The organism is Arthrobacter sp. S41, assembly GCF_004320535.1.
Lineage (GTDB): Bacteria > Actinomycetota > Actinomycetes > Actinomycetales > Micrococcaceae > Glutamicibacter.
In genome coordinates this window covers 1,005,207-1,023,864 of the sequence record NZ_SIHY01000001.1, presented here as the reverse complement: position 1 = coordinate 1,023,864, position 18,658 = coordinate 1,005,207, and the positions used below count along the sequence as shown (strand labels likewise).

At 54.9% G+C, this 18,658-nt stretch carries 16 protein-coding genes and 1 pseudogene; 7 read left to right on the top strand and 10 right to left on the bottom strand.

Features of this window, described 5'->3' with window-relative positions; genetic code table 11:
• The first annotated feature begins 70 nt into the window (after window positions 1-70).
• The gene (nrdR, locus tag EYR88_RS04705) at window positions 71-559 is read left to right on the top strand and encodes a transcriptional regulator NrdR (protein WP_131088548.1); all 489 of its coding nucleotides are present in this window, start codon (window positions 71-73) and stop codon (window positions 557-559) included.
• Window positions 560-639: 80 nt separating this feature from the next.
• On the opposite strand, the gene map is transcribed toward nrdR, so the two are convergent.
• The gene (map, locus tag EYR88_RS04700; RefSeq protein WP_131088547.1) at window positions 640-1,515 is read right to left on the bottom strand and encodes a type I methionyl aminopeptidase; all 876 of its coding nucleotides are present in this window, start codon (window positions 1,513-1,515) and stop codon (window positions 640-642) included.
• A 134-nt stretch (window positions 1,516-1,649) separates the two neighbouring features.
• Here map and EYR88_RS04695 point away from each other — a divergent pair, with 134 nt between their 5' ends.
• Entirely contained in the window at window positions 1,650-1,844 is a 195-nt protein-coding gene (locus tag EYR88_RS04695; RefSeq protein WP_131088546.1) for an SPOR domain-containing protein, read from the top strand.
• A 123-nt stretch (window positions 1,845-1,967) separates the two neighbouring features.
• Here EYR88_RS04695 and panB read toward each other — a convergent pair whose 3' ends face one another.
• Window positions 1,968-2,804, bottom strand: a complete 837-nt coding sequence (gene panB / locus EYR88_RS04690) for a 3-methyl-2-oxobutanoate hydroxymethyltransferase (protein WP_131088545.1) — start codon at window positions 2,802-2,804, stop codon at window positions 1,968-1,970.
• A 137-nt stretch (window positions 2,805-2,941) separates the two neighbouring features.
• Between panB and glnA (EYR88_RS04685) the strand changes: the two genes are divergently transcribed.
• From glnA (EYR88_RS04685) to EYR88_RS04675, 3 genes are read left to right on the top strand one after another with little or no spacing between them, the layout of a single operon-like run.
• Window positions 2,942-4,282 carry a type I glutamate--ammonia ligase gene (glnA, locus tag EYR88_RS04685; protein ID WP_131088544.1) on the top strand — a complete coding sequence of 447 codons (1,341 nt, stop codon included), beginning with the start codon at window positions 2,942-2,944 and terminating at the stop codon, window positions 4,280-4,282.
• A 53-nt stretch (window positions 4,283-4,335) separates the two neighbouring features.
• On the top strand, window positions 4,336-7,362 hold the full coding sequence (locus EYR88_RS04680; RefSeq protein WP_131088543.1) for a bifunctional [glutamine synthetase] adenylyltransferase/[glutamine synthetase]-adenylyl-L-tyrosine phosphorylase: 3,027 nt from the start codon (window positions 4,336-4,338) through the stop codon (window positions 7,360-7,362).
• A 6-nt stretch (window positions 7,363-7,368) separates the two neighbouring features.
• A complete protein-coding gene (locus tag EYR88_RS04675; RefSeq protein ID WP_131088542.1) occupies window positions 7,369-7,860 on the top strand; it encodes a DUF1990 domain-containing protein in 492 nt (163 codons plus the stop codon).
• A 33-nt stretch (window positions 7,861-7,893) separates the two neighbouring features.
• Here EYR88_RS04675 and EYR88_RS04670 read toward each other — a convergent pair whose 3' ends face one another.
• Both EYR88_RS04670 and glnA (EYR88_RS04665) read right to left on the bottom strand, forming a co-directional pair.
• Window positions 7,894-8,268, bottom strand: coding sequence for a hypothetical protein (locus EYR88_RS04670; RefSeq protein ID WP_131088541.1), 375 nt, complete (start codon window positions 8,266-8,268; stop codon window positions 7,894-7,896).
• A 94-nt stretch (window positions 8,269-8,362) separates the two neighbouring features.
• On the bottom strand, window positions 8,363-9,787 hold the full coding sequence (gene glnA, locus EYR88_RS04665; RefSeq protein ID WP_131088540.1) for a type I glutamate--ammonia ligase: 1,425 nt from the start codon (window positions 9,785-9,787) through the stop codon (window positions 8,363-8,365).
• Window positions 9,788-10,072: 285 nt separating this feature from the next.
• Between glnA (EYR88_RS04665) and EYR88_RS04660 the strand changes: the two genes are divergently transcribed.
• Entirely contained in the window at window positions 10,073-10,510 is a 438-nt protein-coding gene (locus EYR88_RS04660; protein WP_131088539.1) for an RDD family protein, read from the top strand.
• Between the two features lie 74 nt (window positions 10,511-10,584).
• Here EYR88_RS04660 and EYR88_RS04655 read toward each other — a convergent pair whose 3' ends face one another.
• The 3 genes and pseudogenes from EYR88_RS04655 to lipB form a co-directional block, all read right to left on the bottom strand.
• Window positions 10,585-11,337 (bottom strand): DUF4191 domain-containing protein, encoded by a 753-nt coding sequence (locus tag EYR88_RS04655; protein WP_131088538.1) that lies wholly within the window; start codon window positions 11,335-11,337, stop codon window positions 10,585-10,587.
• Between the two features lie 169 nt (window positions 11,338-11,506).
• The gene (lipA, locus tag EYR88_RS04650) at window positions 11,507-12,505 is read right to left on the bottom strand and encodes a lipoyl synthase (protein WP_131088537.1); all 999 of its coding nucleotides are present in this window, start codon (window positions 12,503-12,505) and stop codon (window positions 11,507-11,509) included.
• A gap of 32 nt (window positions 12,506-12,537) precedes the next feature.
• A pseudogene (gene lipB, locus EYR88_RS04645) lies at window positions 12,538-13,191 on the bottom strand (lipoyl(octanoyl) transferase LipB); the annotation flags it as partial.
• Window positions 13,192-13,203: 12 nt separating this feature from the next.
• On the opposite strand from lipB, the gene EYR88_RS04640 reads away from it, so the two are divergent.
• Window positions 13,204-14,802, top strand: a complete 1,599-nt coding sequence (locus EYR88_RS04640; protein WP_131088535.1) for a protein kinase — start codon at window positions 13,204-13,206, stop codon at window positions 14,800-14,802.
• Between the two features lie 76 nt (window positions 14,803-14,878).
• Here EYR88_RS04640 and EYR88_RS04635 read toward each other — a convergent pair whose 3' ends face one another.
• From EYR88_RS04635 to lpdA, 3 genes are all read right to left on the bottom strand, one after another.
• The gene (locus tag EYR88_RS04635; protein ID WP_131088534.1) at window positions 14,879-15,229 is read right to left on the bottom strand and encodes a hypothetical protein; all 351 of its coding nucleotides are present in this window, start codon (window positions 15,227-15,229) and stop codon (window positions 14,879-14,881) included.
• Window positions 15,230-15,335: 106 nt separating this feature from the next.
• Complete coding sequence (gene sucB, locus EYR88_RS04630) at window positions 15,336-17,066, bottom strand: 2-oxoglutarate dehydrogenase, E2 component, dihydrolipoamide succinyltransferase (protein ID WP_131088533.1); 1,731 nt, start codon at window positions 17,064-17,066, stop codon at window positions 15,336-15,338.
• Between the two features lie 116 nt (window positions 17,067-17,182).
• Window positions 17,183-18,562, bottom strand: a complete 1,380-nt coding sequence (gene lpdA, locus EYR88_RS04625) for a dihydrolipoyl dehydrogenase (protein WP_131088532.1) — start codon at window positions 18,560-18,562, stop codon at window positions 17,183-17,185.
• Between the last annotated feature and the right edge of the window lie 96 nt (window positions 18,563-18,658).

Here is an 18,658-nt window from a genome sequence, read left to right as displayed (position 1 = left end):
TAGGTGACATGAGTGGATTCTCGTCGCCCGCGTAATCGAGAATGCTTCACTGGCCAAAGACGGAGGTGCCATGAATTGCCCGTATTGCCGTAACGCAGATTCCCGCGTGGTCGACAGCCGAGTTGCTGACGACGGCGTGTCAATCCGTCGCCGTCGCCAGTGCACAGCGTGTTCTCGACGCTTCACCACCACCGAGACCGCGAGCTTGAGTGTTCTTAAGCAGTCAGGTGCTGTGGAACCGTTCTCCCGCAACAAGGTGATCAATGGTGTGCGTAAGGCTTGCCAAGGGCGCCCAGTTACTGACCACGACCTTGCCGTTCTGGCACAGGAAGTGGAAGAGGCCGTGCGTACCTCAGGTGCGGCAGAAATTCCTGCGCACCAGGTTGGGCTTGCAATTTTGGAGCCGCTCTCGCGTTTGGACGAAGTGGCTTACCTGCGCTTTGCCAGTGTTTATCACAACTTCCAGTCGCTCTCGGACTTCGAAAGCGCCATTGGACGTCTGCGCGATCGACGAAGTACTACGCCTCAGGGTACTCAGCGTCCATTGACCGCAGAATAGACTCAACGCTTATTAACGCGAATGCCGGTATTCAAACCTTGGTTTGAATACCGGCATTCGCTTTTTCTTAGACAGAGACCTTACGGCAGGGTTAGGATCTCTGCACCGTCGTCGGTCACCAGCAGCGTGTGCTCAAACTGAGCGGTGCGCTTCTTGTCCTTGGTGGTGACAGTCCAATCATCGGCCCACATATCCCAGTCAATGGTGCCCAAGGTCAACATTGGCTCGATGGTGAAGACCATGCCCGGCTCAATCAACGTGTTGTAGGCAGGAGCCGCATCATAGTGCGGGATGATCAGGCCGGAGTGGAAGGATTCGCCCACACCGTGGCCGGTAAAGTCTTTGACAACCCCGTAGCCAAACCGCTTGGCGTAGGTCTCGATACTGCGGCCAATGACGTTGATTTCACGTCCTGGCATCACAGCCTTGATGGCACGCTTGAGTGAATTTTCAGTGCGTTCTACCAATAGACGCGATTCTTCATCAACGTCACCAACGAGGAATGTCGCGTTGTTATCGCCGTGAACTCCACCAATGTACGCAGTGATATCAATGTTGATGATGTCACCATCTTGCAGCACGGTGGTATCAGGGATGCCATGGCAGATGACTTCGTTCAGTGAGGAGCAAAGGGACTTGGGGAAGCCGCGGTAACCCAAGGTGGATGGGTAAGCGTTGTGGTCCATGAGGAACTCGTGACCGAGTCGGTCCAGCGCATCGGTGGTAATTCCGGGCTGGCAGGCCTTACCAACTTCTTCAAGAGCTTGAGCCGCAATTCGAGAAGCAACACGGATACGTTCGATAACCTCGGGGCTCTTCACTTCTGAAGCGGAGTTCTCCGAAGGCTCTTTTTTGCCAACGTACTCAGGCCGTTCGATGTGTTTGGGCACCGGAAGCTCGGGGGAGACGGTGCCAGCGGTCAAGTTTCCAATTGGTGCAGTTGCAGCAGTAGCCATGAAACTAATTCTAGCTTCATGCAGGTTTTAGCCTGGCGCGTTTCTGGCCAACTTGTAGGTGGTGTTCCACCTATTTTCTGGTTGGTGGGCTAACGTGTAAGTGGACGTACGAACCTAGAATTAAGGAGTTTGCGATGAGTTCAGCTGGCACCCCTGATGAAGGACAATACTGGTACAACGTTTCCACCAAGAGCGTGGAAAAGGGACCACAGTCTGATTGGTCGCAGTTGTTGGGCCCTTACGAAACTGCTGCCGAAGCCGAAGCTGCTATGACCAAGGTGCAGGCACGCAACGAAGCGTGGGACGAATCCGAGGAAGACGAGCAGTAGTCGTTCGCTCCTAACGGATGCAGCGATCGTGCACAACTAAGGCGGTGGCGGAACAAGTGAGTAATCACCTGTTCCGCCATCGCCTTAGTTAGTTCTAGGCATAGATAGTTCTAGGCCGCGATACTACTCTTTGAATTCGTATTCATCGGACGGGAATGATCCGTTCAGGACGTCCTGGTGGTACTCGCTGACAGCCTGTCCAACTACGCTGCGAAGATCTGCATACTTTTTGACGAAGCGCGGAGTGCGTCGCTCACCTAGGCCCAGCATGTCCTGCCACACCAATACCTGTCCGGTAGTGGCTGAACCGGCGCCAATGCCGACGGTCGGGACGCGCAACGCGGCATCAACTTGCGCTGCCGCATCACTTGGCACCATTTCGATGAGGATGGCAAAAGCTCCAGCGTCTTGGAAAGCCAATGCATCGGTTTTCATCTGTTCCACAGCATCACCGCGACCTTGTACGCGGTAACCACCCAATGCGTGCTCTGCTTGCGGGGTGAAACCGATATGACCGATGACCGGAACGCCAGCGAGGACCATGGCTTTCACATGTGCAGCGTACTGCGCGGTTCCCTCCATCTTCACGGCGTGGGCGCCGCCCTCTTTCAAAAGGCGCACTGCGGACTCGACGGCCTGTGCGGGGGATTGCTCGTAACTTCCGAAAGGCAGATCGGCGACAACCATGGCACGTTTGGTGCCGTTGGCAACGGCCTTGGTGAACACCAACATTTCATCCAGCGTGATCGGCAACGTTGAACTGTAGCCAAGCACGGTATTTGCTGCAGAATCGCCAACCAGCAGGATCTCAATTCCTGCTGAATCAAAAATTTCGGCCATCATTACGTCATAGGCAGTTAACATCGCGAATTTTTCGCCGCGATCTTTTGCCTGCTGAAGGTGATGAATTCGGATGCGGGACGGGCCTTTATCAGGATTCCCTAGGTATGGTTGAGGCATAAAATGACTTTATCGCACTTGGACTGGGCGATGCTTGTCCATCGGCCCGGCCGGAACCGATATAGTGTTGCCACAGGTCAATTTTTCTTACCGGCCGTGATCAGGTCCGGATATCAGAAATCCAAAGGTGGTGGATAATGGATCGTCAGCAGGAATTTGTGCTGCGCACCATTGAAGAACGTGACGTTCGATTTGTGCGAATGTGGTTTACCGACGTAGTTGGTTCACTGAAATCCGTTGCGTTGGCGCCTGCTGAAGTTGAAGACGCCTTTGAAGAGGGTCTGGGCTTCGACGGTTCGTCAATTGACGGCCTGTCACGAATCTCAGAATCCGACATGTTGCTTCAGCCGGATCCATCAACCTTCCAGATCTTGCCATGGCGCGGTGAAGTCGAACCGACTTCCCGAATGTTCTGCGACATCCTGACCCCAGAAGGTCAGCCGTCCAACGCGGATCCTCGTCAGGTTCTCAAGCGACAGCTCACCGAAGCGTCCAACATGGGCTTCACCTGCTATACGCACCCTGAAATTGAGTTTTACCTCCTCAAGGACGATCAGCTTGACGCCAATGGGCGTCCGCAGCCAATCGACACCGGTGGCTACTTTGACCACGTGCCGGATGGCGTTGGCCAGGACTTCCGCCGTGCTTCGGTAACGACGCTTGAAGCTTTGGGTATTTCCGTAGAGTTCTCGCACCACGAGACCGGCCCAGGCCAGAACGAAATCGACCTTCGTTACGCGGACGCATTGCAGACTGCAGATAACATCATGACCTTCCGTACCGTCATCAAAGAGATGGCGATGCAAAAGGGCATTCACGCAACCTTCATGCCGAAGCCGTTCTCAGAACATCCAGGTAGCGGCATGCACACTCACTTCTCGCTCTTTGAAGGAGACAGCAATGCCTTCTTCGAAGCCGGTCGTGAATACCAGCTCTCTGACGTAGCACGCTCGTTTATTGCGGGTATTTTGCACCACGCACCAGAGATGACCGCGGTGACCAACCAGTACGTGAACTCGTACAAGCGCCTGTGGGGCGGGGGAGAAGCTCCGAGCCACCGCTCGTGGGGTCACAACAACCGTTCGGCACTGCTACGCGTTCCGCTGTACAAGCCAGGCAAGGGTCAGAGCGCTCGCGTTGAATACCGTGGCATTGACTCGGCAGCCAACCCATACCTCGCCTACGCTTGCCTGCTTGGTGCAGGTCTGAAGGGTATCCGCGACGGCTATGAGCTGGAGGAGCCAACCGAAGATGACGTGTGGAACCTGTCCACCGCAGAACGTCGCGCCTCAGGGCACGTCCCGCTGCCAGGTAGCTTGCACGAAGCACTGCGCGTGATGGAGGAATCCGAGCTGATGGCCGAGATCCTCGGCGAGCAGGTTTTCAACTCCTTCATCTCTAACAAAAAAGCTGAATGGGAAGAATACCGTCAGGTAGTCACCCCGTTTGAGCTCACCAAGAATCTGAGTACCCTCTAGAGAAATCGCCGCGTGCTTGCACGCGGCGATTTGTGGAAGACATAAGAATCACCATGCCAGACGTATCCTCACGATCATTGATCAACGCTGGTTTCAGCGATATCGAACGGGCCAAAAAGTTCCTGCAATCACCGGAGCTCGCCCCGATTGATCCGAAGCTGATCGTGAGCAAGATGGCCCATGCTCCAGATCCTGATCAGTCATTGCTCTTGGCGTTGCGCTTAGTGGATCGTCATCCCGAGGCAATCAAGATTTTCTCGGATCCTGAAACCTGCCAGGGCTTGGTTAGACTGCTTGGCAGTTCCTCAGCGCTTGGTGAGTTCCTGATTCGTTGTCCCGAGGCACTGGAGACGGTGCGCACTGCGCCTTCCACTGAGTTTGAGCAAGCTACGCCTGAACATCTAGTGGAGAGCATGCTGGCATCAATTGATGCCAAGCGTACAACCGGTGGTCACTGGGTTTCCTCATTCACTGGAGCCGAGGGCCGCCAGCGATTGCGCACCAGTTACCGCAAGGCATTACTTGCGCTAGCCCATCGAGATCTTGGAGCCAGCAACCCGCAACGGATCCTACCCAACGTGGCCGCCGAATTAGCCGATATGGCTGGGGCTGCATTGGAAGGCGCGCTGGCTATAGCCCGCGCTGAAGCTGCCGAACAGTACGATGCGCAAGACGTGGACCGCGTGAAGGTCTCCATCATTGGGATGGGTAAATGTGGCGCTCGCGAACTGAACTACATCTCTGATGTGGACGTCATTTATGTGCACGGTTCTGCCCCGGGTATCGAAGATGATCTAGCTTCCGCTATCGCCACGGTCCTGTGCGGCAATACCGCACGAGCTTTGATGGTTCCGGGCCCGGAACCAATGCTCTGGGAAGTCGACGCCAACCTGCGTCCCGAAGGCAAAGACGGCGCGCTAACCCGCACCTTGTCATCCCACGAGGCTTACTATCGTCGCTGGGCTCATTCGTGGGAATTCCAGGCACTGCTCAAGGCCCGTTGCATTGCCGGGGTCCAGGAGTTGGGTCGCTCTTATGAGCGCATGGTTTCCCCCATGGTGTGGTCTAGCTCAGAGCGTGATGGATTTGTTGAATCAGTACAGGCGATGCGTCGACGAGTCAGCGACAATATTTCCAAAGATGATATTGTCTGGCAGATCAAGCTCGGCCCTGGCGGATTGCGCGACGTGGAATTCACCGTGCAGTTGCTGCAGCTGGTGCATGGGCGAGTCGACCGGGACATTCAAATTCCGACGACCACACTAGCAATTCACGCACTAAGCCATATTGGTTACATTGGCCGTGAAGATGCGACAAACTTTGATGATTCCTACCGCTTTTTACGTTTATTAGAGCACCGTATCCAGCTCAGCCAGCTACGCCGTACGCACCTAATGCCACGGGCCGAATCTGCGCAGCGAATTCTGGCGCGCTCCATTCGAGGCGCAGGGGACCTTCAGCCGACCAGCCCAGAAAAGTTGATGCGCCGCTGGAACGAGACCAAGCGTATGGTGCGTTCGCTTCATGAGCGCATCTTCTACCGTCCACTGTTGGTCAGCGCCTCCAACCTCTCCGCTGATGACGTCAGGCTGACTGCCGAGTCGGCCCAAGCACGCTTGCGTGCACTAGGTTATCTTGACCCTAAAGCCGCTATGCGCCACATTGAGGCGTTGACCGGTGGAGTGTCGCGCAGGTCCTCGCTGCAACGACAGCTGCTACCGGTGCTCTTGGACTGGTTTGCTCGTGGTGTTGACCCTGACGCGGGGTTACTTGGATTCCGCCGACTCAGTGAATCCTTAGGCAAGACGCACTGGTTCTTGGGCATGCTGCGTGATACCAACGCCGCAGCCGAGCGCCTGAGCCATTTATTGTCCAACACCCGCTTCCTGACGGACCTGCTTGCCAATGAGCCTGCAGCGGCCGCCTGGCTGGGTTCGGATGCATCCTTGGCACCGCAGAGCCTTGAGAGTCTCTTACAGCAAAACCAGTCGATCATTCACCGCACCAAGCAGCCAGAGAGCGCAATCAGGATGATTCGCATGGTGCGCCGGCGTGAGTTCTTGCGTGTGGCTCTGGCCGATGGCGCAGGACTGCTCACGGTTGACGAGGTCGGTCAGGCACTGTCGAACATCGATGGAGCGATGATTGACGGCGTGCTAAGGGTTCTGTTGAGCGCGGATCAAGAAAAGCACGGTGAGCAGGCGGTTATTTCGGTCATTGCGATGGGTCGACAAGGTGGTCGAGAAATTGGTTATGGATCTGACGCAGATGTCCTATTTGTCCAGCGTTCCGTTCCTGGTGCGCCAGCTCAAGCTGCTCAGGAACAAGCACTGCGAGTAGTCACTGAGTTGATCTCGTGGACCTCGAAGCCGCTGAAGCCAGCAATTCCTGCTGAGGTAAAACTCAAGGTGGATTCTGACCTTCGTCCCGAAGGACGACAGGGGATCTTGGTGCGTTCCATCGACGCCTACGCTTCCTACTACGCACGATGGGCAGAAGTATGGGAACGCCAAGCTTTGCAAAGAGCGCGTCCCTTCGCTGGCGATGCTGAGCTGGCAGACGACTTTATCGCGTTGATCAAACCTGTTCGCTACGGCAAGGGACTGGAAGAGAGCGAAATTCGCGACATTCGTAAGATCAAAGCACGTGTTGAATCTGAACGACTTCCTCGCGGTGCAGATCCCAACCGGCATCTAAAATTGGGTCGCGGTTCACTGTCGGATATTGAATGGCTGGTGCAGTTCTATCAGCTGCAGTATGCCTGGCAGCACGAGTCGCTGCGCACAACCTCAACCTTGAAGGCACTAGAAGAGCTGGCAAAGATTGAACTGATCACGGAAGATGATGCTGAACAGTTGGCGAATGCCTGGCGTTTAGCCACGCGTATTCGTAGCGCTGAGATCATTACCTCCGGGCGTTCAAGCGATGTTCTGCCAAGCTCGTCGCGGGACATGGAAGCCGTGGCCCGCTGGTGTGGTTACGAGCCGCACTTCGGTGTAGAGCTCGAAGAAGATTACCTTAGGGCTACTCGTCACGCGCGAAGTATTTTTGAACTGCTCTTCTACGGTTTTGAAGACTAGCTCAAAGTGTCTTTGACCCAGATCCAACTGAATCAGTGGACAACTGCTTCGGCCGGCTATCGACGCTGGGAACGCAAGGTCTATCTTGGCTCTGGTGAAACGCTCTGGGAACGCAGTTGTGATGCTTTACTTCACTGGGAAATCAAGACACGAAGCGGGTTTGCCGTTACCGGGCAACCACGAGTAGCTATCGGTGCACACCCTGAATTACGTGTCAGGCTGGGACCGATGAGCATCGACGAACCTATCGAAGTCGTGGATGTCATCGAGGAAAGCTCACGTGTTGGCTTTGCCTATAAGACGCTGTCAGGCCATCCTGTCAGTGGGGAAGAGGCGTTCATTCTCGTTCGTGAACAGGCCGGCATCTTCCTAGTGATCCGCTCACTGACAGCGCCATCAGATCGACTGCGCTGGCGAATAATATTCCCGTTACTGTTGCTTGCGCAGAAGTACACACGCCGTCGCTACGCCACAGCGTTGCTTAGAGAACCTTCATAGGTCAGAGGGGAGTAGGGGCAAAAGCCTCTTTGGCTACCGGTGGCTTTTTGTTGTAACTGTGAGCCTTTGCTCCACGTCTGGCCACATCACGTGGATCCGTTCGGTAGCTTCCAAAGCTTTGACTCGCAGAGCGTTAGCCAACACAATGCCGAGAGGTGAGACCTCTAGGATTGTGAGTTCTTCTGTCTTCTCTTGTTCTTGAGCATCAAGTCTCCAGTTACTCATCAGCTCAGCGATGCCGCGTTCTTCCAAAAGGTATTCAGCTGCAGAATATTCGTGTGGTTCAGCGATTGCGTGTCCCAAGATATTGCGGGGGATCACTAGAGAGTAGTCGGGCGTGACAGGTTGGAGGTAGCCTACCGTCTCGCCGTCTTCACGTTGTACGCTCACCCAATCGGAAATATCCATGTTTACAGACTAACAATGACAAAAAGCTGGGTCCCACCAAAAGTGGTGGGACCCAGCTTCGACTAATCAGTCTGCCCTTATGGCAGGAGCGTGATTAGCAGCCGTAGTACAGGTCGAACTCGTATGGGTTCGGACGCAGGCTCAGTGGCTTGATTTCGTTTTCGCGCTTGTACTCAACCCAAGTGCTGATCAGGTCTTCGGTGAATACTCCACCTTCGAGCAAGAACTCGTGATCTGCTTCCAATGCCTTCAGGGCCTCTTCAAGGCTCTCAGGTGCACGCTGGATGTCCTTGGCTTCTTCTGCTGGAAGCTCGTAGAGATCCTTATCGATTGGCTCAGCTGGCTCGATACGGTTCTTGATGCCGTCCAGGCCTGCCATCAGCTGTGCAGCGAATGCCAAGTATGGGTTTGAGGAAGCATCTGGTGCGCGGAACTCGATGCGCTTTGCCTTAGGGTTCGAACCGGTGATTGGGATACGGATACCAGCCGAGCGGTTACCCTGCGAGTAAACCATGTTCACTGGAGCTTCGAAGCCCTTGACCAGACGACGGTAGGAGTTCACGGTTGGGTTGGTGAATGCAAGCACAGCAGATGCGTGCTTCAGCAGGCCACCGATGTACCAGCGAGCAACGTCGGACAGGCCAGCGTAGCCCTTCTCGTCGTAGAACAGTGGCTCGCCACCGGTCCACAGCGACTGGTGAACGTGCATGCCCGAACCGTTGTCGCCGAAGACTGGCTTTGGCATGAAGGTTGCGGACTTGCCCCAAGCATCGGCTACGTTCTTGACGACGTACTTGAAGAGCATCAGTTCGTCAGCAGCGTGAACCATGGTGTTGAACTTGTAGTTGATCTCAGCCTGGCCGGCTGCGCCAACTTCGTGGTGGCTACGCTCAACTTCGAGGCCAGCCTTGTCCAGCTCAACGCAGATAGCGTCACGCAGGTCAGCCTGTTTGTCAGTTGGAGCAACTGGGAAGTAACCGCCCTTGAAGGCAGTCTTGTAACCCTGGTTGCCACCCTCTTCCTTGCGGCCGGTGTTCCATGGAGCTTCGTCAGAATCGATCTTGTAGAACGCGCCTTCTGGCTTCGATTCGTAACGAACATCTTCGAAGATAAAGAATTCAGCTTCTGGAGCGAAGAATGCGGTGTCAGCAATGCCGGTCGACTCGAGGTAAGCCTCGGCACGCTCTGCAACGCCACGTGGGTCACGGTGGTAAGGCTCACCGGTACGTGGGTTGATGATGGAGAAGTTGAAAGCCAAGGTCTTCTCGATACGGAATGGATCGATGAAGCCGGTGGTGACATCTGGGATCAACTGCATGTCTGATTCAGAGATGCCAGCGAAGCCGCGGATGGAAGAACCATCGAAAAGCTGGCCGTTGACGAAGAAGTCGGCGTCTACGGACTTTGCAGGCACGTTGAAGTGCTGCTGTACGCCTGGCAGGTCGGTGAAACGGATATCGACGAACTTGATGTCCTCATCGGCAATATATGCCAAGACTTCTTCTGGACTGGTAAACATGTGCAGGTGACTCCCTGGTGAGATATGAGTTTTGGTAAACAGAACGATCAGACGGGATGGCCCCGCTGGTTCCCTTGCTTACGTATAGAGCTTACCCACAATCCGTTTCTGAATGGTGTCTCTATTGTTTCCAGCCTGTTACAAGGACGAAACTCGGGCATGTCGTATCGCTCTGATCTGGCACGATGCAGTTCGTAATAATCTGACTCGGACACTTAGCGTACTTTTTTGCGGTCAATTCACACCTTGTCACGACGCACAGAAAGGCTCGATAGACTTGAAGATGTGGAAAGAAAAGACTTCGGTTCGTGGCTTGAGGGCCCGCCACAGCACAGCACGCAACAATGGCCAGGACAAGATTTGGGCCGACCAGAAAAAGGCCCTGGGTCAATAGGACGCTTCCCTAAACGGGTCGGTGCATTGTTTATTGACTGGGGGCTGTCAATGCTCCTTAGCTGGTGGCTATTTGATCTAGGTGACCTTGCCACGCTGTTGCTGTTCTGTGCAGGACAGATTATCGGCGTAGGATTCACCGGCCACACCATTGGCCATAGAACTTTTGGGCTTCAGGTACAGTCCATGGATGGCTCGGCGCTAAGGCCCTTGCAAGGCCTGATCCGGTCTTTGCTCCTTTGCCTAGCAATTCCGGTATTCGTTACCGATAAAGACCAGCGCGGATTGCACGACCGGTTAGCCAAGAGCATTTTGGTCAACATCCGATGAGTGAAAAATTGTAGAGAAAACAAAGAAGCCGCAACAGGAAAAATTCCTGTTGCGGCTTCTTGCATGTCTAGTTCTTAGCGACCACGGGTTGCACGGCGGTTTGGCCGTACGCGGCTAGGGTCAACGCCCTTAGGGATAGGCAAGCGATTAGCAGTCAACGTGCTTAGACGCTTATCGATCGCGCTTACCTCAAGTTTGGTGATGGCCTTAGGAAGCTTCTTCATTTCCTTGCCGACGTTCACCAAGCTGGTCTGGTCTTCGTCCTGTCCAGCGTTGATGACGTGGATTGGGACGTTTGGAAGAACGCGAGCAATACGCTTGCGTTCGGAGCTAACGAGTTCGCGAACACGAGTCTTAGGACCTTCGGTAACCAGCACAACACCGGGACGACCGACGGCGAGGAAAACCAAATCCTGGTGGCGGTTGTAAGCCACTGGTTCCTGCTTCAGGATCCAGCCACGACGCAGCACGCTCATCGCGGCACCGGCAGCACCGGGACGACCTTCAAGCTGTGAGAAGGCGGCTCTTTCGGCACGACGGGACATGATGAACATTGCCGCAAGAAGAGCCAGTGGAATGGCGATGATCAACATGGTGATCCAGTTGTTGATCAAGATACCGATGACCAAGCAGACTGCAATTACAGCCAAGGCTGCCAGTGCCATCCACCAAACGACCATAGGGTCGTTGCGGCGGGTCATCTGGAAGACTTGTCCGATTTGCTTCAATCGGCCTGGTTCTTTGTTCTTCTTCTCAGCTTTTGGTTTACGCGAAAACAGGCCACGCTTTGGTTGCGCGGCTGCTTCGTTGTCGGAGTTTTTGGCCATAGTGCCTTAATTCTACGCGATATTGATCAGAGTTCTAAGCCCAGAGCGGGCGCGCGGGAAAATCATCTGCATGTGACGATCAATTGATATGTCAAAGGCCTCGTAGCCGTTGTTCAAAATTGAACTAGGGGACTACGAGGCCTTCGCAAATGTTCACAACCGAGAAGCTTTACTTGATCAGTGAAGCGGCTTCCTGACGGGTGTTGCCTGAGGATTCGATGTGCGAAAGTTCTTCTGGAATCTCGCGACCCTTCTTGCGCATGGCGCCTGCCCAGAGGCGACCGGCACGGTATGAAGAGCGGACCAATGGACCAGACATGACGCCAGCAAAGCCGAGCTCTTCAGCTTCCTGTTGCAATTCAACAAATTCCTGAGGGGTAACCCAACGATCCACCGGCAGGTGAAGATCGGTTGGGCGCAGGTACTGCGTCAAAGTCAGCAGGTCGCAACCGGCTTCATAGAGATCGCGCATGGCCTCGGAGATTTCCTCACGAGTTTCGCCCATGCCCAAGATCAAGTTCGACTTAGTGATCAATCCGCGCTTACGACCGTGGGAAATGACATCCATGGAACGGTCGTAGCGGAATGCTGGGCGAATACGCTTGAAGATACGTGGCACGGTTTCAACATTGTGCGCGTAAACCTCTGGAGCGGAGTCGCAGATAACGTCAAGATTCTCTGGCTTTCCTGAGAAGTCAGGAATCAGCAATTCAACACCGGTGGTTGGATTCATCTTGTGAATCTGACGGACGGTCTCGGCGTACAGCCAGACACCTTCGTCTTCGAGATCATCGCGGGCGACACCGGTGACGGTGGCGTAACGAAGATCCATCTTCTTTACGCTCATGGCGACCTTGAAAGGTTCCGAGCGATCGATAGGGGATGGCTTGCCGGTAGCGATCTGGCAGAAATCGCAACGACGAGTGCACTCGGATCCACCGATGAGGAATGACGCTTCGCGGTCTTCCCAGCACTCAAAAATGTTTGGGCAGCCTGCTTCTTCGCAGACAGTGTGAAGTCCTTCGGACTGCACGAGGTTTTTTAGGCCAACGTATTCGGGCCCAATGTTCAGCTTTGCCTTGATCCATTCGGGCTTACGTTCCACTGGCACTGCAGCGTTTCGCTTTTCAACGCGAAGCATGCGGCGGCCTTCTGGTGCGACGCTCATTAACGGCTCTTTCTTTCGGAGGGAATGATTGTCTAAACGATTTGAGGGGTAAGAAGTCGTTCGAGTTCGACCTGCACGCGGTCGACGATGTCTTCTGGGGTAACAGTACGACCTAGCTCAGCTGAGATGGTGGTGACACCTGCATCGGTAATACCGCACGGGATGATCTGCTCGTAACCGGTGAGCTCATTCGAGCAGTTTAATGCGAAGCCGTGCATGGTCACACCGTGACTAATGCGAAGGCCAATGGCAGCAATTTTTCTGTCTTGCTCGCCATCCTTACCGGGAACCCACACGCCGGAGCGGCCCTTGATCTGGGCTGTGGGGATACCGAGTTCACTGACAACGTTGATCAGTGCTTCCTCGATGGTTTCAACGTAGAGACGTATTGCGCTCATTTTGCGAAGCTTAACGATGGGATAGCCGACCAGCTGTCCCGGTCCGTGCCACGTGAGCTTTCCGCCTCGGTCTACGTCTACAACGGGTGTGCCGTCTAACGGAAGATCCTCCGGTTCGGTCCTCTTGCCTGCGGTATAGACCGCTTCATGCTCGAGGAACAAAACTCGCGGAGCCTGTTCGTCCGCGGCTACCGCATCATGCAACTGGATTTGGTAGTCCCAGGCTTCCTTATAGGGCACAAATTTTGAGCCTAGTCCGACTCGTTCGAATTCGATCGCCATGAGGGTTACCCTACGCCGATGTCTTTGCTGTCGCTAATTCGCTTGACGAGCCAAAATCTGTGGATAACCAACTTGTGTTTCTGGTTTTTGGACTACAACGGAGACATGAATGAATCAACGAATGTCTTATCGTGGCCAATCAGTCCCGGGTACGTCACGGTTAGACCATTAAGTGCCAAGTCACCGTGCAAAGTTTGGTTGCTGCGCCGGGAAAGTGATCAGTCTTACATGGTGCTAAAACTGAGTTTGACTATGGAGAACGTCACCTCGTTGAGGCAAAACGCCATCACTGAATCGAGGAAATATGTCGTCGATTTTTACGGGACGTTATCGACACAATTGGGTGATGGGTTGATCATGGAATACTGTCCCGGCGGAAGCGTCGCCGAGCTGGTCCATAGCCGTGGTGTCTTCAGCCTTGGAGAATGTATTACTGCGCTGGCCCCGGTCGCTCAGACATTGTCGGTGATGCATTCCGCAGGCACGAGGCATGGTGATCTGTCGCCAGCCAATGTCCTGCTTACTGCCAGTGGAATGCCTAAAATTATTGACTTCCAGGAAGCTGCATCAGAGACACAAATCCCCTCAGGTGCAGGCACACCCGGATTTATGGCCCCTGAAGCCAGTTCTGGAGAACTAGAACCCCAAGTGGGGGCGCAGGACGTTTACTCTTTGGGTGCTTGCCTATGGTTCTTGCTCTCAGGTCGGCCACCGGATCCTGAATGGAGTCGGGCTCCGGCCAGCGTCATGTTCCCAACCATCCCCGACATTGTCCACGAGCTACTGATTGAGTCATTGAGCGTTGACCCGCACAGCAGGCCTACGGCTGAGCAATTCGCCAGAACGCTATTTTCTAGTAGCGCGGCTGAGCCGATTCATTGGGAAGGGCACGTATCTGAGGATGCTACCCATTTGATGGAAACTATTCATCCGGAGATTGATCACCGGGGTCTGCGCAGTCGAAATCAGCACAGACGAGATCGAGCAGAGTCGAAGATATGCGCGGGATCCGACAAGAGTACAAATATGCACAAGCTTCGCCGCACACCCGGAGCTCTTAAAGTTGCGGGGACTGTGGTGCTAGGAATCGGAGTTTTGCTGGGAAGTTTGGTGGGTGTCAATCACCTTCGTGCTGCCACAGCATCGGACCCCAGCGCTGAATTGGTAACGCCATTGGCAGAGCCAAGCTGTCGAATCGATGATGCAGGACAGGAACCTGCCTGCGTGCTTCAGCAGGACACGGTAACTTCTGCGTTTCTCAGTCTTACTAAAAAGCGTGATGCGGCCATGGGCGCGATGAATACCAAGGCGTTGAAGGCTATCTACGCTCCGGGATCGGAGCAATTGAAACGCGATTTGGAAACAATCAAAGCGCTAGAAGAGATGGAACTGAGATTTGAAGGTCTGGAGACCCATCTTCAAGATGTGAAAGTGACTGCGCGCGGGCAAGGAAACTCGGTAATGCTGGCGGCCACTTCAACCCAGCCTGACTATAAGTACAGGGATCTGGAGGGCAAGAACGTGCATACAGTTAAATCTGCAGAACCTCAACGCGTTGAGATTGAACTGGTGCTCATTGATGAACAGTGGAAGCTCGGTAAGGTGATCCGTCATTAAACGCGCAATGGCAGGAACTGTAAACCAGCACGAGTAGTGCGCCAGTTACTGTTCCTGCCAAAGGTCAGAGTCTTGTTTAGACCCAGAGGGTGGCAACGGCAATGTTGATGAATGCCATTCCGCCTACGGCGTGGGCAAGGCCAGTCGAGACCTCTTCGCCAGCCTTGATCTTCTTGCGGCCGAGGAATGCGGCTACAGCGATCACGATAGCGATGACAATCTTCACGGCAATTTTTGCGTGGTTCACTGGATCGGTGCCAGCCTCAGCGATGCCTACCAGCGCAAGTCCGGTGACAAGCTGTGCCAGGGCACCGTACCACTGCCAGACATTGACAGTTGGCGTTTTGAAGTTGGCTAGCCAACCACCGAAGATTGCTCCAGCTCCGAGGATGTGAACAAATACCAAAATGACTTTAAGGATTTCCATAGTCCTAGCCTAATCTAAATTCGACGTAACGTAGAAAACAAAGATCGTCCCTGCTGAAAGGTCAGCAGGGACGATCTTTGTTGCGGCTATTGGTCTAATCTAAGACTTAGAGTCCTAGATCGCCTTCGAATGCGCCACCCTCAAGGCGAGCCTTGACGGTCTGCAGGAAGCGACCTGCGTCAGCACCGTCAACCAGACGGTGATCGTAGGTCAGGCACAGGTACATCATGTGACGGATTGCAATCGAATCGTTGCCATCTGCATCGGTGATGACCATTGGACGCTTGACGATCGCACCGGTGCCCAGGATTGCTACCTGTGGCTGGTTGATGATCGGGGTGTCAAACAGTGCGCCGACCGAACCAATGTTGGTGATCGAGAAGGTGCCGCCCGACAGCTCATCAGGACCGATCTTGTTGCTACGGGTACGTGCAGCAACATCGGCGATGCGCGAAGCCAAACCGGCGAGGTTCAGATCTCCTGCGTTCGATACAACTGGAACCAAAAGGCCCTTGTCGGTATCGACTGCAAATGCCAAGTGCTCGGCATTGTGGTAGGTGATCTGCTGAGTCTCTTCGTTGTACTCTGCGTTCAACTTCGGGTGAGCCTTCAAGCCTTCGGCAACAGCCTTAGCGATGAATGGCAGGTAAGTCAGGTTCACGCCGTTGGTGGCCTTGAAGCTGCTCTTAGCCGAACCGCGCAGCTTGACGATGCGGGTCATGTCGATCTCGTGGACCTGGGTCAGCTGAGTCGAAACGTCCAGCGACTCGCGCATACGACGGGCAATAACCTGACGGATGCGTGGAGCCTTTTCGGTGGTTCCGCGTAGCGAGGAAGCCTCGACAGCCGGGGCAGCTGGCTTGGCTGCTGCAGGAGCAACAGCTGGTGCGGACGATGCGGCAGGAGCAGCTGCTTCCTTAGCGGAAACGGCATCAAGCACGTCCTGCTTACGGATGCGACCGCCAACGCCGGTGCCCTTGACCGATGCGATGTCGATTTCGTGCTGGTTAGCAAGGCGGCGAACCAGTGGGGTTACGTAACCCGACTCGTTGTTCGACTCTGCAGCAGGAGCTTCTTCCTTAGCTGGAGCAGCTGGAGCAGCAGGTGCTTCTTCCTTCGCAGGTGCAGCTGGAGCAGCAGGTGCAGCCGGAGCGGCAGCAGGTGCCTCTTCCTTCGCAGGAGCCGCAGGAGCTTCTTCCTTAGCAGGAGCAGCAGCGGCGCCAGCGGCACCGATCACTGCGAGAACTGCGCCAACTTCAGCGGTCTCGTCTTCTGGAACACGGATTTCCAGAAGGGTACCGGCAACAGGGGAAGGAACTTCGGTGTCGACCTTGTCGGTGGATACCTCAAGCAAAGGCTCGTCGACGGCAACTTCTTCGCCAACTTCCTTCAACCAACGGGTAACGGTACCTTCGGTAACCGATTCGCCCAGAGCTGGCAGGGTAACTTCGGTGCCCGAAGCGGAACCGGCCGATGGAGCAGCAGCTGGTGCTTCTTCCTTAGCTGGAGCTTCTTCCGCTGCAGATGCAGCCGGAGCTTCTTCCTTGGCTGGTGCTTCTTCAGCAGCTGGTGCGGCAGGAGCGGCGTCGCCGGATCCCGAACCGTCGCCAATGCGAACCAGTGGAGCGCCAACTTCAGCGTCCTCGTCCTCAGCCACGAAGATTTCCTCAATGATGCCAGCAACTGGCGAAGGAACTTCAGTGTCTACTTTGTCGGTGGACACTTCCACCAACGGCTCGTCTACCTCTACGCGGTCGCCGACCTGCTTCAGCCAGCGAGTTACCGTACCTTCGGTAACGCTTTCACCCAGTGCGGGTAGGTTTACGGTTTCAGACATCGTCCCGTATCTCCTTGGTTTTTAAATCTTGAATTGTGGGTGGAGGCCGAGCCTCCGAGCTTTGTGCACTAGGCAGCGCGTTCGTCGAACGCGCTGCCTAGTGAAATCAAAAGCTATTAGCCGTGTAGTGCAGCGCCGGCCAGAGCCATAGCTGCTTCGCCCAATGCTTCGTTCTGAGTTGGGTGAGCGTGGATCAGCGGAGCGATGTCCTCTGGGTATGCTTCCCAGTTAACAATCAACTGTGCTTCACCGATCTGCTCGCCGATGCGACCGCCGATGCCGTGAACGCCCACGATTGGACCGTTCTTGACGCGAACCATCTTGATCAGACCGCTGGTGCCCAAGATTGCGGACTTACCGTTACCAGCGAGGTTGTACTCGGTGGTTTCGATCTGGTCTGCTCCGAACTTCTCTTTAGCCTTAGGCTCGGAGTAGCCGACCGATGCAATCTCTGGTTCGCAGAAGGTGACCTTCGGGATGTTGATGTCCTCGATGATCGCTGGCTTCAGACCGTTGATTTCCTCGATCACGAAGCGACCGTGCTGGTAACCGCGGTGTGCAAGCTGTACGCCTGGGACAATGTCGCCAATTGCGTAGATGTTGCCAACGCCGGTGTGCAGACGCTCGTCGGTGATCACGAAGCCGCGATCGATGGTGATGCCCTGCTCTTCGAAGCCAAGACCCTCGGTAACTGGACCGCGACCCACTGCAACCAGAACGATGTCTGCTTCCAGTACGTTGCCGTCAGCCAGCGAAACCTTGACGCCGTTGGCGTTCTGCTCGACCTTTTCGAAGAAGACACCAGTGTTGAACTTGATGCCACGCTTCTTAAAAGCGCGCTCCAAGGTCTTGATGATGGCTGGATCTTCGTTAGGAACCAGCGACGGCAGGCCTTCAACGATGGTGACGTCGACGCCGAATGAGTTCCATACGGAAGCGAATTCAACACCGATAACGCCGCCGCCGAGCACGATGGCGCTCTTTGGCATGTCTTCCATGTTCAATGCTTCGGTGCTGGTCATAACGCGGCCACCGATTTCCAGACCGAAGGTCTTGGAAGTGGAGCCGGTTGCCAAGATGATGTTCTTGCCCTTGTAAACGGTGCCATCAACATCGATGGAATCCTGGGAGACAAGACGGCCGTTACCAGTGATAACGTTGACCTTCTTCATCTTGAGCAGGCCCTGCAAGCCCTTGTACTTTCCGGCAACAATGCCTTCTTTGTACTTGCGCACGCCACCCAAGTCGATTGACTCGAGCGAGGAGTTGATGCCGAACTTGGCACCCTCGCGAGCGTTTTCAGCCAACTCTGCAGCGTGCAGGTAAGCCTTGGTTGGGATGCAGCCGGTGTGAAGGCAAGTGCCGCCCAGCTTTTCCTTTTCAATCAATCCAACGGTGTAGCCCAGCTGGATGGCACGCAATGCTGCCGAGTATCCAGCGGATCCACCGCCGAGGATGAGGACATCAAATTCTTGCGTTGCTGCCGAATCGGCCACGTGAACGCTCCCTCGTATTCGCTAAGTGAGGCCGGCTTTGGCCGACCAGGGGATCGGTCGCAGATCTTTGGGAGCATTACGCTGGTTGGCGCGCAC